Source organism: bacterium (assembly GCA_016708025.1).
Taxonomy (GTDB): Bacteria; Zixibacteria; MSB-5A5; order GN15; family FEB-12; genus FEB-12.
The window spans coordinates 420999-435450 of record JADJGQ010000002.1; the positions used below are offsets into that span (position 1 = coordinate 420999).

Sequence of the window (14452 nt, forward strand, 5' to 3'; positions counted from 1 at the left end):
CAACTTCTACGAAGTTCGAACTTTATCCGAGCGTGGTGGCTTCGATTGCGCCAGAATCCGGAACAGGTTGATGAGTCGAATCGCCATCGCCCATGCCTCCTTGTCGTCCAACTCAACCCCCTGCTCCTTTCGATAGAGCGCTTTCAGTTCTTCGATATGGCGCTGCTGCAGTGGCATGCCTATCAGTCTACTAAGAGGCGGGAACACGTAAATGCGGAAAATCCGTAATCTTCGGCAATAATTGTGGAGAACTTCTGACAGAATAGCCGATTCTGATGGGACTATTGGTTCACGAGCAGTCTGTAGCAGGCAAACGATCCTCCGAACAGGTTCTCGATGAATTTGCAGCAATTACCAACGATTTGTTGGACGATTGCGAAAGTTTTCCACAGCAACTTGCCGAAATAGGCAATTGAGCGATTTTCTATAGGTAGTTACCGTTTCAAAACCAACACTACCTTTATGGGTCACCACCGCCAAATTCGCTACCCCAATTCTATCCGTGAGTATCGCTTGAAGGTCAACCTGCGGCTGTTCGAAGTCGCCCACTTGCTGGGCCTGGCGGATCCCTCACACATAGCGCATTGGGAAGCCGGACGGAAAGCGCCGAGCCTCGATAATGTGCTGAAGCTCTCCGCAGTCCTTGAGGCTCCGGTCATCGTTCTCTACTCAGAGCGCCTCCAGGAACTGCGCAAGGATATCTTGAATCGTAAAGCTCTCCCCATTAAGAAACCCCTATGACCATGACTGTGCCGGTTCCTTTCGTGCCGCAGAATCGACGCGACGCGCTCATGCTGGAGATTGCCCGAGCGTTCAACGACGAGGAGCGCCTACCTGATTACCAGCGTGTCTGTGCTGGAGTACCCTTCCAGCTTGTCTTTCGAGCATACCGAGAGGCTATGTCCGTACCGAGCCACCAAGTGCGAAAGTCCCGACGTGCTATTTTCTTCTTCATTGTCCATTCCCTTGAGAATGACCAGGATTCTCGCAATTGATCCCTGCAGCCGAGAATTCGGCTTTGCCGTCATGGTCAGTGACCGATTGATCAACTACGGCATCAAATCGTTGCGCCGACCAGATAGCAAGCGGACGAATGTGGTCATGACCGAATTCAGTAAGCTCATCGATACTTCCAATCCTAATCTGCTTGTGCTGGTGAAGAACGACTATGCCCAGGAAATACGAAGGACCTGGTACGAACGAGTGGTGCTGCAGATGGAAGAAATCGCTCGTAAGCGTGACATCCCGCTGTTCAGAATCAACATTGGATTCATCAAGCAGAGTCTCGCTGGTCGACATGAGGCTAGCAAATGGGAGTTAGCAAATGCGCTCATAGCTTTCGCACCGCACCTACAGGCCCGCTTACGAAAGAGATATACGTCGAATCAACAGTATGTGTCGCACATGTTTGTCGCCATCGCCTGTGGCCGGACTGCGCTCGACCTACACCAACAAGGCAAACTAGAAATGTATGCCGCAAACGACTACTAAGCGAAGGCCAATCCACATCACGAGTCGAGACGGCGAAGTGCTGCGTCATCTTGCCTACTTAGGAATGCTCACGACCGAGCAGGTTCGATACCTATGCTTTTCCTCCAGCGGACGTACCAGGAAACGACTGCGCTTGCTCTGGCAACATCGATTAATTGCCCGGCACCGCCGACCCGTGCGAATGGGCGACGGAACCGCACCTTACCTCTATACGCTCACGAGAAAGGGAGAGGGAGTAGTAGATGCGAATGCTGAAAAAGTACAGTCCACGCGATATGCCGGAAAACTCAGCCTTCATTTCGAGAAGATCAACGACTTCCACATCGCGATGATGCTGGCGACAAAGCATCCACGATACCCGACTCTGAGCAATTGGCAGCAGGGCAAAAGGGTTCGTTTCAGCGGTACTGTTCGCACCGAAAGAGGGGGGATGCGAGTGCCGATTGTCCCAGACGCCTTCTTCGTGTTGACCTTTGGCAAACTGGATTACGTTTACTTTCTCGAAATCGACCGAGGAACAACTGATTTACGGAGAATTCGGTTGAAATTCCTTGCATATCTTGACCTCTGGCGTTCGAAAGCGGCGTCAAGACAGCTTGGCATTCGGTCTTTCCGTGTGCTTTACGTCACCACCACCCAGCGACGGTTGACGAACTTGCTCAAGGTCCTGAAAGGCCTTCAGAGGAATTTTCAGCGTAGCGAAGTAATTTGCCTGACCAAACAAGGGGAAATCAGCATAGAGCGACCTGGGAGGCTCTTTGAGCCAACTTGGGAGACAATTGACCAAACCGGGCACCATACAAGAGTCAGGGCTTTCCCAGTTCTTCCTATCACGCTCCCGACTGCGCCAGCTAACCCAGCAGTGCGCGGACCAGACGCCGGAGCCGGCTAACGGCACATGGGCCCGGCGGCTGGGGATATCCTCATCTGCCGGGTGCGGGAGCAAAGGAGCTAACAACAATCGTATGATACTGAATAAAGTGATTGCGCACATGCGCACTGGCAACGATTTTGAGGATCAATGCAGTGATTGCAGTGGGCAGCAATGAGATTTACTGACGAAGTAGACGTTCCCGAAGCATTACTCGAATCCCTCCGACAGGACCATCTTGTGCTATTCATCGGTGCCGGAGTGTCCGTTGATTTGCCATCGGCCTTGCCTACCTTTGAGACCTTGGCCAGCCGAGTTGAGGCGCACTTCAGTGAACCTCGACAACTCGACCACGGTTCAACACCGCCGATTCCTGAGCCAATTGATCGCTTCCTTGGTCGCCTGAACGGCAACGGCAAGGCAGTTGAATCGTTCATCTACTCACAACTGGACAATGCGAGCACTCGACCCAATGACTGGCATAAGGCAATAGTCCATCTCTTCGGCTCGCGGAGCATACTGAGAATTGTAACGACTAATTTGGACCGCCATCTTACTACCATTCTTCGCGAAGAACGGGGTGAAACAGACGACATCTTCTACGCGCCAGCTCTACCATTAGGTGGCCGCTTCCAGGGATTAGTCTATTTGCACGGTAGTGTCGCTCGCCCAGTTGAAGGTGCGGTGCTGACTGACAGTAGCTTTGGCCGGGCCTATCTCATTGACGGCTGGGCCAGTCGGTTTCTTATAGGGTTGTTTGAGAGCTTTACGATACTCTTCGTGGGTTACAGCCATGAAGATCCCGTTATGCGCTACCTTGCGCGAGGTCTAAGCACATCCTGCAGTCGATTCGCACTCTCTCCTGATTCCGACGCAGACAAATGGAGGTTTCTCGGCGTTGAGCCAGTATCGTACCCTCAGCAGTCAGGCAACGATCATCATGCGGCACTGTGCGCACTGCAAGCATGGGGCAAGCACGCAGGATGTGGCTATCTTGAACACGAACAGGTGATTCGCGAGATTGCAGCTGTGCAGCCTCCTATCTCACCCATTGAAGTGGATTGCACTCTCTATGCGCTCGGCGATCCTGTCACGGCTCGAATGCTATTCCAGCAAGTGACGTCAATTGACTGGCTCAAGTGGTTTTCCGAAAGAGACGTGCTCAAACCGCTCTTCAACTCTTCGACTCCGCTCAGTTTGTCACAAGGCGCGTTGGCATGGTGGCTCGCCGACAACTTTGTAGTCGTGAACCACGAACCGTTCATGAACCTGCTAACGCGCAACGAACACGTCCACCCTGAGTTGTGGCGCGCCATTGCACACAGACTCTGGACAGCTGACGTGCGTCCGGAACCGCGCGTTTTGGCTCTCTGGGTAAACTATCTCTTGAACAACGCTCCATCGCCGTTGCCAATTGAACATATTTTTGAATATTTGCTCTCCAAAATTAGTCTCTCACTTGACGGCCCAGTGGTCCTACAACTGTTTGCGTACCTGACAACGCCTCATGTTCGGTTCGCACAAGGAGTCGTCTCTATGAATGACTTCACCTGGCAGACGGGATTAGTGCCTCGCCTGACACTGCGGGGTGATGAAAGCGACCTGACGGAGGTCTGGAGAGATAAGTTTAGACCGCAATTGAGTGATTGTTTCGAGCAGTTGCAGGGGATCATCTACAGCAATTTGCTCATGGCGCACACCATCGCCGCTAGTATCAGGATTGCCGGTGATAGCTACGATTCGGCGGCTGCGCTTCGCTCGGCGATTGAACCGCATTCACAAGATGACAACAGACATGACCTTGATCCGCTTATTGATGCGGCCAGGGACGTCATTCGACATTGCACCAAGCACGATCCACACCGAGCGACATTTCTCATCGATGCGTGGTATGCTTCAAACGTTCCATTGATGATGCGGATCGCAATTGATGGCCTGACAGAATTGCCGAACTTAACAGCCGATGCGAAGCTGTTGTGGCTGCTTGATAGGCACCTACTGTTTGGACTACCGACGCATCACGAGGTATACCGATTACTAGCGCAGACCATAAACATGGCTTCAGAAGAAACCATCGCTGCACTCGTGCGAGTAGCAATAGAAGGGCCACCAGAAGCTGTATCGACAGTTCAGGACCAGGAGCTTTACGATTATTCCAAGTTCAATTTGCTGGGTTGGATGCAAAAGAATGCCCCCGATTCAGAACCTATTTGTACGGCGCTTGCTACGATTACCAACATTCATCCGGAATTTCGGTTGAGGAGTTGGGCGGATTTCCTGCACTATATCGGAGACACTGATGATCGGTTGGCTGAGCAACCGCCAATGCCCAGCTGCAAGCTGGACTCAATATCTGATGACGAACTCCATGCAGTAGTTGGTACTAGGCACCCACAGGGAAGCACTGAGTGGGTTCGTCGCAATCGCGTTCTTGCTGAAATCCAATCAACAGTCAGTCAGCACTTTGACAGGACACTCTTCCTTGCAGGAAGGCTTCGAGACAAAGAGATTTGGGAGTCTGACATTTGGACTGCTCTGCTCAGGGGTTGGTCGGAAACTGACCTCGACTCCATCCAATGGCAGAAGGTCTTTGGAGTGCTTGTGCCAGCATTTCATTTGCACGCCCACCCAGACATGGACTTGTTCCTCGAGAAGATCGTAACACGACAGGGGAGTGGCTTGCCACTATCAGTCCTTGGCCAGGCAGAGGAGATCTCTCTAAATTGCTTCCGCGCAGTTCAGACGCAGGAACGAGCATTTTCCGGAGAGGAATCATGGCTGGCAAAGGCGCTTGATAGCCCCGCTGGGCACGTTGCTGGGTTCTGGCTCCATGCACTTAGCTTGCGCATTCGACATTCACAGACACGGGTAGACAAGTTGCCCGAATGGTACCGCGATCTCTTTGACCAGGTCATTGATGCTCCTTCCGAAGCGGGCCAGTTAGCACGCGTTGTCCTATGCAGTCAGGTGAATTTTCTCTATGCGACGGACCAGCACTGGACTACCCAGAAGCTGATCGCTTGCTTCGATTGGGGCAAGGACGCTCTCCGAGCAGAGCAAGCATGGCACGGCTTCCTGACGTGGGGCCGCATTCCACCACCCCTTCGGGAGCAATTTGCGGAACTCTTCGTATCCACTGCCCAACACCTTGCGGTGAGAAGTGATGGCTTGAGAGGTCGGATCACTGAATACGCGGCAGGTACCGCCCTCTTGTTGACGGGACGTGACTTCGATGTCTGTGCGTGGCTGATTCGTTTGTTCCGCGCCTTCTCAAACGGCGAACGAGTCGGATTTTGGCGGCACATTACCTACAGTTTGAAGCAAGCTGGGCCGGTCTTGACGGTAGCTTCCTGGGATGCTTGGATCGCCGAGTTTTGGGCTAAGAGGAGAGACGGTGTACCAGACAGAATGACGTCGGAAGAGGTCTCCGGTTGTCTGGATCTCATTCCGTACGTTGCCGATAGATTTCCCGAGGCGGTCTCACTTGCTTTGACAGCAGATACCACAGGTCAGGCGCATACATTCCTCTACCGTCACTTAGCGGATACTGACTCACCAGAAAAGTACCCCCACGAATTCCTACGTCTTTTTCTGCACCTGCTCAAGAGGGTCGAAGCACAGTCAATCTTTGATCCAAACCATATTGTCGACCTCTTCAGGCGACTTGCGCTGAAACTCTCTGTGGGTGAGCTAAGGGCCTTGCGCGAGGAGTTTGTCAGATTGGGGTTGTCTGCGCCGCCGCCCCCGTCAGTCGAGAATTGACGGCATGAATTGTGCGTATCAATAATTTTGGAAATTGCATTTGAAGGCGAATATTGGCGAACTATCCATTGTAGTCATGCACGCTCAAGTTACTCAATGGCAGAGCAATCGTTTAGACGATGTTGCTTGACAGTACAGGGAAGCATGTAGGCGCGCGATGAGCAGGGAGGTGAACATCCCTGAATGCGCGGTACTTCGACGCTGGTGATTTGCTCAGATGTCGCGAGACGGAAGATTCAATAGTCCTCATGAAGCCCCACCTAGTTTTGTATCATATTGGCATTTCTAAGTGACTGCAAAGATCCCTTGCTTTCTTCATGGATAACCATTACTTATTTGTATAGGCTCGGAGCGTTCCCCCTCCCCCCCGCTCCAGCTTCCAAAAGGACTAGGTAACTAGTCCTTTTTGTTTTGCAGTGATTCCGAAAACCCTTATAGACAGAATTTCATTGACATGAATCATCGAGTGTCCTACTTTAGAGAAAATGGGACACTGCTATAATCCCGTAAGTAATTGTCCCTCAGGATTTTCTCCAATATTCTTCGACTACGTCCAGCTTCCGTAACTCCATTCTGTTCGTGGTTTAACCACACGTCTTCAAATATGCTCAATGGCATGCAAACCAATGGCTTTTCGGCCAACCGCTGTGACTTCAATGCTCCGTCACAACCGTGATCACTGTCTCCTTCTCTCTACGGTGGGTCTGATTCGGGCTGCTAAGAGATTCATGGTCGGCTTTTTGGGCACCAGAGAGAAACCGCGGCGGCTAAACCAGTTGACGCAAGCAGACTACAGTCTTACTGCGGCCCAAGTTCATCGACTTATCAGCGCAGCCGCATGCCTGCGCGACCGTGCCCTGATTAGGGCATTTGCAGAAACAGGGCTGAGAAGGGCGGAAGCAGTCTCCATTGCATGGACCGATGTCGACCTTGCCGCCTGTCTCTTGGTAGTGCGAAACGGCAAAGGAGGGAAAATGCGTATGGTGCCCATCACGCCCTCGCTGGCGGTCGATCTGGCCGCACTGAAATGCATGAGCAGAAGCTCGATGGTGTTTTCTTCGCGTCAGGGTCCGCGCCTTTCACGGCGTCAAACAAATCGAATTGTCGCCTGTGCCGGTCGCGCTGCCGGGCTGACTCCACCTAATCCGCGTCGTTCACAACTCACGTGTCACTTGTTACGGCACACCTTTGCTCGTCGCTGGAAGGCTTCAGGCGGTGACATCGAAGTGCTGTCGCACATTCTGGGGCATGCGTCAGTGAAGACCACGTGGGACGTGTACGGGCGACCCGGACTTACAGATATCGAAATCGAATATCAAAAGGTAGTTGCAAGAGCGTTTCACCATTTTACCCCCGGAGAAGAAGGATGACCTTGATATCTTCCCGAAACCTCCTCGTGCGAAAAGGGTAAGGAGGGAAACAATGCATGATTCCTATCACGACACACTTGGCCTTGGCCGAAAGGACGAATCGACCGCTCGTCTATCAGTCCCGGCAATCGGAAGCATTATCAGCGCGACAGGTCAATCGGATAGTCGTAGCGGCAGGTCAACGGGCAGGGCCGACGCACCCAAACCCCCAGCGTCCAAACATTACCTGCCATTTGCTTCGTCATGCATTCGCTCGGCTCTGGAAACTCCATGGGGGAAGCATCGAGACGCTTTCGAAAGTGATGGGGCATTCCTCGGTCGCAACGACGTGGGATCTCTATGGAGCCGAAAGTCTCCACGATATGCAGCGGAATTATGAAAACACTAAACAGAAAATGTTGGCCACGCCCGGTGCTCCAGCAGTGGCTGAAATTGAACGGGCCGCCAGAAAGAGAGACAAATGAAAGTGAGTACGCGAAGAGTAGCCAGTCTGCGTTCCTGCCTTGTGCCGCTACTCGTTGGTGCGGCAATTCTCAGTTCGTGCAGTAAGAACTCGACCCAATCAAATCCGCCGCCGCTACCTGTCGTCGCAGGGACGTACCCGTCGTCCGGTGCGGTTCTTTCGGACAGTCTGACAGGACCAATTACCATCACGTTCACAGAAGCGATGAAACCGGCCTCGTTCACGGCGACGACGTTCTGGGTCGACGGCAAGCCGGGTACCGTCAGCTACGCCAACGGCATCGCCGCATTCAAGCCGACGACGCCATTTGCCCACAACGAATCCTACACCGCGCACGTTGCAGGGTCCGTCAGCAGTCAGGCCGGCGTCCAACTCGGAACAGCTTACAGCTGGTCCTTCACGACAAGAGACTGGACGCTGATGCCAGTGGTCGTGAAGTTCGATTCCGCCGCAGCGGAAGAAGCGGGGGCTTGGGCAGTGACGCCATGTACAGACGGAAAGTACGGGATTGCGGGATGGACAGGACTATCTGGCAATCGAAGCATTTACTTGGCGAAAGTCGACTCCAACGGTGTCGCGCTCTGGCAGAAGACCGTGGCTGCTGGTGGATACGGACAAGCATCGAGCATTGTGGAGACTCAGGATCATGGGTTCGCCATTGCCGGGCTGGGCGGTGACTTCGGGTCGGCAGGTTTGCTCATTAAGACGGATGCTACCGGCAACGTACAGTGGCAGAAATCTTTTCAAGGCGTGGGCCTGTACGGGGTCACGCTGGCCGCTGATGGAAATCTCATCACGTGGGGCGGGTCGGTGGCGAAGTACTCTGTCAGTACGGGAGAGCTCCTTTGGACAGCAACGACGACCGGCACCGTGCGCGGCTTGTGCGCTGGTCCGGCAGGGAGCTACCTCTATACTTCGGAAATTCCCGGTGACTTTGACCCAGCCAAGAGCATTTGCGGTGGACGGATTGACGCCGCGGGCAACAGCGTTTGGTTCAAGATGTACTTTCACGGTCATTACCAGGAGGGGTATTCAGCTAGGGCAATGGCCGCTTCTGCTGACGGCAACTACGCGGTGTTCGGAGGATGGGATCCCTCGCAAAGCAGGGCAGGGGGCGTGGCCGCCAAGATCAACGCCGCAGGCGACAGTCTCTGGACCTCCAGAGATGAGCACGGCTGGTTTGGCGGTCCCATAACGAGCGGTTGCAGGTTTCGGGACGGCTTGGTGGGATTCGTGCCATTCCAGACGGACAACCACGCTATGGGCCCTGTGGTCTACTTCACTAATGGCGGCGCATGGATAGACTATCGGCCCGAAACGTGGACTGCTCCAGGGATACGTCAAGCGTTCTGGGTCTACAGCGGCATACCGAGGGGATCTGACGAACTGATTGCCGTGGGTGAGATGACACTGGAAAACGACACTGCGGCTAAGCCTCGGAAGAAACTCTTTCTTCGGCTCCGGTACATGTAGCTGCTGATAGTCCTGCAGGAAGCACGTGGTTCGGGATAATCCAATGTTGGCGGATTGAGGACAAACACAAATACCCAGTTCCGGGCTAGTTGGTTTCCGTAAATTCAGGTGGTGGATTGTATGGCCCATACCTGAGGACGCTCGATGCCGTATGGTACGAAGTCTCTTAGGAAAATTGTCTGGCTGCACATACGCTCGTATACACCACTAATGGCAAAGTGGCATTCTTCTTGTTCACATGCCTTGGTTCGTCGCCTAGTATACATACCCAAAAAATGTCCGGAGGGGACAACCGTCGATATCCGAATCAAATTCGCTAGTACCGCCGTCGCCGAAACATGCGGCTCTGAGAGGTGGCGATACTGGCGGGACTGCGTGGCCCTGTACACCAGTCACGCCGGGGGCTGCATTCAGTAGCGACTGAGCGTTTGGCCTTCTGTTTCTTTTGCCGCCTGCGCCAAAGGCGCGTACCGGCGGTTGTAGTTGCGCGCGTTCGTCGGTCAGCATCCCTCCACGCCATTCCTGCAGTGTGAAGTGACGTGCCTTCCCGGCGCGTCACCCGAAAAGTAGAAGTCGAAGCGAAAGTGGTAAACGCTTCTACTTTTCCTCCAACATAACCCCTTGTCACACTTACGGAATGTCGTGTCGGTTGCCTCCCGACTCCTCCAGTTCCCCGAGTCCTTTTCCTCCTCCGATTGGCGTCTGTGGTGGAGCGTGGTGCGCCAATCGCAGGAACCCGAAAAGGACTCGGCTCCGCCGGTCGGCGCTACGCCGACATCGCCGCCGCAACCAATTGCATTCGCGGAGTGCGGCGGCTCGGCGTCGGTCTGCGGCCATTCCGCGGATTTCCCATCTCGATTGGTGTCCGCGGCCTGGCCTTGACGAAACTGGAGGAGTCGGGAGGCTGACGGCGGCTATCGTGGCCGGCTGCTGCCAGCCACTCCCGCGCCCCTGCTCGCTGGGAGCGACCCGGGCGCGGAGCCCGCCTGCCTCCGACGAACGCGCGCATACGGGTGCTGTTCCGGAGGGCGAAATGCCACGCAATCTTTTCGAACGCAGTTTTGATGTTATTGGATTGCCTTGGATGCGCTCTGATGCGCGATCTACCCTAACCGCAGTATCTTCTGGCAGTGTCAGCATCAGTCTCACGCGAGAACGGCAGGTGTAGAGTGAAACGCAAAGCCTCCTTTGTGCCAAATGCACGCGATGTGGCGATTCTCCAATTGGTCTTCGAACATCGCTACATGAGTATTGAGCTACTGGCAGCGCTGCTCTGCGAGCCCGCCGCCGCCGGTCGGCAGTACGGCTTCACCGTTTCGGCGCTTCGCGCCCGCTGCCAGAAGCTAAGAGAGAACCGCTACTTGGTCTGGCGATTCCTCGCGGATCAACCCACTGGCCGAGGATGGCATACGGAGCGTCCGGCGATCTACGCCATCGGACCTGCAGCAGTAGATTTGCTAACCGAAAGCTATGGCGAGAAAGCGAGACGGGTGTGTGTAACGGTCGCGAGGAATACGGTCAAGAGCCTCTTCCTACGGCACGAACTGAGTATAGCGAGATTCCAGTCGATATTGCGGTTGGCGTGTCGTGCAACCGGTACAATGGTGCAGTTGACCGGCTGGATCCAAGGACCGGCCTTGCGCGATTCCGTCATGGTCGGGAGCGGACCATCTGCCGACCGCATTCCGGTTGTGCCGGATGCGGCTTTTGCGCTCACGATCAAGGGCAAAGGCACAGCGCACTACATGTTGGAATACGATCGGGGGACGATGCCCTTAGCCGACATCCGGCAGAAGGCGCTGGGGTACTGGTACTATTATCGATCACAGATGTTTCGCCGGAAGTACTCCTACCGGATCAATCGCTCAGGTGAGCCTATTCTGTACGCAATCGACAAACCGTGGAATAGTCTTGATCCGGCACACCAGAAGGCGTTCGTGACCAGTGCAATTGCGAGTTTTCAGGTATTGTTCGTGACGAGGTCCACTGAGAAGGACAAAGCCCTCATACTTGCCGGAAAACGACCGTCCCGGCTGCGTCAGGCGAATCTCTTTCGAACGGTGCAGGAGGTGCCCGATATTCCACCGACCACCAGTAAATTTCTGTTCGCGACCGACGAGCTTGACTATCGGATCGATGACCCGGAGGCTATTCTCCGCGCAATTTGGCAGAGCCCTAAGGCGAACAATGTCGTGCTGCACAGCCTGTTAGATTGAGTTTTCATTATGTGAGTACTGTCAGAAATTGTCAGTGGACCAAGGTCTTGTCAGTACCAGCGGCACCTCTACTACGTGGTCGGGGCGGAACCTTGCGACCGGATGTATCCAAGCATCAAGAAAGGCCGCCAGCAAAGGTGCTGGGCGGCCCAGGTTCACTTTTTTCGAAGTACAAACGAACTTTTGAAACTCTCGCGATCCTTTTCGGCTCCCGTGGCTTCTGCGAGAAGGTAGAGCCACAGGTTGCGTTCTCGTTCGAAGAGCAGTTCATCTGCCATTCGCGCGTCTGCCACGACCAGATTGATCAGGCATTCCGGTACGCCATAGGTACGGAGAATGGGTGCTAGAGACCCACAGACACGTTGAGCAGCCTTCTGTTCGACTTGCGCTTTGATAAGATTTAGTTTTATTTGCCGGATACGGTCATCAGTATCACCGTTCTGCACGTGTGAGCCCTCCACTGTTGGCAGGTGAATGGCCGCTCCAGCGGTTATCGCTCGAGATAGCCTGACTGCCGACAGGAGAAAGGGTCACTAATTATTGCACGCTATCGGGAGGTTGTCAAACATGGAATTCTACATCGTCGTGCTCATCGTGGTGGGCGTCTTTGGTGGGATTGCCCTCTTCGGCTACTTGGCAAAATCCAATCGCCTTTCCTTCCTAAATTCGACCATCAAAAATGCAGCCTCCGGCGAAACAAAACTCAAACAAGCCTTTTCTTCGCAGCTTGACAAGCGACTCGAGATTGATGAAGAACTCCGCTCAGAATTTCCGGACGACCACCAGTCTGTTACCGCCGACGAACGCGAAACCCTTGTGCAGCTTACTTTGGCACAGCGTCGTAATTATTACGCCGAACTGCATGTCGCACTGCTCCGCCGTGGGAAAACTGTCGAATCGAAGGCACCATCAGAACGCGCTTCAGCTACTGATGAATTTGCAGGGGTTATGCCAGAATTGCGCGGTCTCTTGACAAGGGTGACGACCAGGGAGCAGCTTCACAGCCTTCACCAAGAGTTTATACTTCGGTTCAGACGCAAATATGGCAATCAGCCAAAGATCCTCGAGGGAGTATTAACTATGCTTGATAGGGAATTTATGCAGTACGAAATGAAATTGGATACTTGACCAATGCCAGCACTGCACCTGGGGGACAGTACTAAAGCAAGGCGCCCCGTCTTCCTTGATGATCGCAGCCGTTCGATGCATGTCCACCTTATTGGACGGACCGGCACGGGCAAGACGAGCTACATGGAACACATGATCCGGCAGGATATTGCGGCCGGACGTGGCGTGTGCGTCATTGACATGCTCGGCAACCTTTACCCCCGATTGGTGCAATTTTGCGCCTACTACAGTCGGTATGGCACCGGCGACCGCCTACGCCTATTCGACCCCAGCGACCCGCATTACTGTCCGGCATTGAACTATCTTGAGTACGACGGTGAGGGCGACACGGGCACGATCGCTGAGATGGTTATGGCTGGCATCGAGCGGGTGTACAAGCAGCAAAACGACGTGCGGCCCCTCTGGGAAACTTATGCCCCGCTCGTGTTCGGTCCGCTGATTAAGAAGAAATTGACCCTTCTCGAGGTTCCATTCTTCACGGACCCCAGCTTAGGAGATTTTCGCCAGCACGTCCTCGCAGACATTATGGATCCTGCTTTGCGGTTGGGGTGGTCGGTGTTTGATAGCCACAAACGCTACGATGATAAATTTCGGCTGATTATGGCCGTCTACAATCGAGGCATGCGATTCTGGCCAAATGAAACCATGCGCCGGATTGTTGGTCAGCCAACAAGTAGCATTAACTGGCGGACGGCCATGGATGACGGCCAGGTTGTACTCTGCAATCTCGGACAGACTGGTCGACTCAGTTCTAAAATGGCATCTCTTTTGGGCGTTATCCTTGTCCATCAAATCACTACAGCCGCACGCAATCGGCGCGGGACCGAATTACAGCCATTCACAGTGTACATAGACGAATTCGGGAAGATCGTCTGCCAAGATTTCACCGACGCGCTCGATTTGCTCCGGCAATTCGGTGTTTCCTTTGTGCTGGCCAACCAGCGCCTTGGTCAGCTCAAAACTGACATGGAGAATGACGACATCTACAGCTCTGTCATGGCCAACACACTGACCAAAATTAGCTTTTCGCTTGCCTACGATGATGCGGAAATTATGGCGCGGGAAATCTTTGCGCTCCAAATTCGCGGCGACGATATCAAGTACCAAGGCAAGCGCACCATGCTGATTCCCCAGCAAGACATAATCGAGCTACACGGTGAAAGTTCCGGATCCGGTAGCGTAGCTGGCGTGAGCATTACGACAGACCCAAATAGCGGTAGCTTTCTCATGGACTCGTTCCAGCGCTCGCAATCAGACAGTGATTCCCACGCTAGTTCGAACAGCAACAGCACGCACGAGGCAATCCAGACGACATTCGAACGCGAGTTGGAAGATGAAACGCCGGTGTTTACCTCCGTTGAGGAGAAGGTTAACCACTACAAGAATGAGATTGTCCGGCAGCCATTCCGGCACTGCAAGGTGAAGCTGCCGTACCGTGAGCCAATTTCCCTTGAGACGCCAACGGTTCCACTGTACCCAATCGCGCCTGAGCCACTGCTGGCATTCAAGGAGGAGGTCTACAAACGTATGCGGCTCCGGACGCAAAAGGAGGTTGATGCACTCATAGATGATCGTCTCCGGCACTACTTAGGACCCGAACGCTACGCCCAGCTCTACGGTCCCTCGAGCATGGAACAATTGGATGAACTGACGGAAGATAAATGGCAACAGCTATAAG

12 protein-coding genes are annotated in these 14452 nt (G+C 53.9%); 10 read left to right on the top strand and 2 right to left on the bottom strand.

Features of this window, described 5'->3' with window-relative positions:
• Positions 1–6: 6 nt before the first annotated feature.
• A complete protein-coding gene (locus IPH75_08055) occupies positions 7–177 on the bottom strand; it encodes a hypothetical protein (protein MBK7142017.1) in 171 nt (56 codons plus the stop codon).
• 285 nt (positions 178–462) lie between these two features.
• Between IPH75_08055 and IPH75_08060 the strand changes: the two genes are divergently transcribed.
• From IPH75_08060 to IPH75_08095, 8 genes are all read left to right on the top strand, one after another.
• A complete protein-coding gene (locus tag IPH75_08060) occupies positions 463–741 on the top strand; it encodes a helix-turn-helix transcriptional regulator (GenBank protein MBK7142018.1) in 279 nt (92 codons plus the stop codon).
• 231 nt (positions 742–972) lie between these two features.
• Positions 973–1491 carry a hypothetical protein gene (locus tag IPH75_08065; protein ID MBK7142019.1) on the top strand — a complete coding sequence of 173 codons (519 nt, stop codon included), beginning with the start codon at positions 973–975 and terminating at the stop codon, positions 1489–1491.
• 37 nt (positions 1492–1528) lie between these two features.
• A complete protein-coding gene (locus IPH75_08070) occupies positions 1529–2383 on the top strand; it encodes a replication-relaxation family protein (GenBank protein ID MBK7142020.1) in 855 nt (284 codons plus the stop codon).
• A 138-nt stretch (positions 2384–2521) separates the two neighbouring features.
• Positions 2522–6124: a DUF4020 domain-containing protein gene (locus IPH75_08075; GenBank protein MBK7142021.1), complete on the top strand. Its 3603-nt coding sequence runs from the start codon at positions 2522–2524 to the stop codon at positions 6122–6124.
• 728 nt (positions 6125–6852) lie between these two features.
• A complete protein-coding gene (locus tag IPH75_08080; protein MBK7142022.1) occupies positions 6853–7494 on the top strand; it encodes a tyrosine-type recombinase/integrase in 642 nt (213 codons plus the stop codon).
• A gap of 56 nt (positions 7495–7550) precedes the next feature.
• The gene (locus IPH75_08085) at positions 7551–7958 is read left to right on the top strand and encodes a site-specific integrase (protein MBK7142023.1); all 408 of its coding nucleotides are present in this window, start codon (positions 7551–7553) and stop codon (positions 7956–7958) included.
• A gap of 2 nt (positions 7959–7960) precedes the next feature.
• Positions 7961–9430, top strand: coding sequence for an Ig-like domain-containing protein (locus IPH75_08090; protein MBK7142024.1), 1470 nt, complete (start codon positions 7961–7963; stop codon positions 9428–9430).
• Between the two features lie 1169 nt (positions 9431–10599).
• Positions 10600–11646 (top strand): replication-relaxation family protein, encoded by a 1047-nt coding sequence (locus IPH75_08095; protein ID MBK7142025.1) that lies wholly within the window; start codon positions 10600–10602, stop codon positions 11644–11646.
• A 155-nt stretch (positions 11647–11801) separates the two neighbouring features.
• Here the strand turns inward: IPH75_08095 and IPH75_08100 are convergent, their stop codons facing one another.
• Complete coding sequence (locus tag IPH75_08100) at positions 11802–12092, bottom strand: hypothetical protein (GenBank protein MBK7142026.1); 291 nt, start codon at positions 12090–12092, stop codon at positions 11802–11804.
• A 121-nt stretch (positions 12093–12213) separates the two neighbouring features.
• Here IPH75_08100 and IPH75_08105 point away from each other — a divergent pair, with 121 nt between their 5' ends.
• The gene (locus tag IPH75_08105; protein MBK7142027.1) at positions 12214–12774 is read left to right on the top strand and encodes a hypothetical protein; all 561 of its coding nucleotides are present in this window, start codon (positions 12214–12216) and stop codon (positions 12772–12774) included.
• 3 nt (positions 12775–12777) lie between these two features.
• Complete coding sequence (locus IPH75_08110) at positions 12778–14451, top strand: type IV secretion system DNA-binding domain-containing protein (GenBank protein MBK7142028.1); 1674 nt, start codon at positions 12778–12780, stop codon at positions 14449–14451.
• Position 14452 lies beyond the last annotated feature (1 nt).

What these genes read in the sequence shown, in the direction of transcription:
- IPH75_08105 (MBK7142027.1), top strand. Translation starts at nt 12,214, where the DNA reads ATGGAATTCTACATCGTCGTGCTCATCGTGGTGGGCGTCTTTGGTGGG.
- IPH75_08055 (MBK7142017.1), bottom strand. Translation starts at nt 177, where the DNA reads ATGCCACTGCAGCAGCGCCATATCGAAGAACTGAAAGCGCTCTATCGA.
- IPH75_08085 (MBK7142023.1), top strand. Translation starts at nt 7,551, where the DNA reads ATGATTCCTATCACGACACACTTGGCCTTGGCCGAAAGGACGAATCGA.
- IPH75_08110 (MBK7142028.1), top strand. Translation starts at nt 12,778, where the DNA reads ATGCCAGCACTGCACCTGGGGGACAGTACTAAAGCAAGGCGCCCCGTC.
- IPH75_08080 (MBK7142022.1), top strand. Translation starts at nt 6,853, where the DNA reads ATGGTCGGCTTTTTGGGCACCAGAGAGAAACCGCGGCGGCTAAACCAG.
- IPH75_08060 (MBK7142018.1), top strand. Translation starts at nt 463, where the DNA reads ATGGGTCACCACCGCCAAATTCGCTACCCCAATTCTATCCGTGAGTAT.
- IPH75_08065 (MBK7142019.1), top strand. Translation starts at nt 973, where the DNA reads ATGACCAGGATTCTCGCAATTGATCCCTGCAGCCGAGAATTCGGCTTT.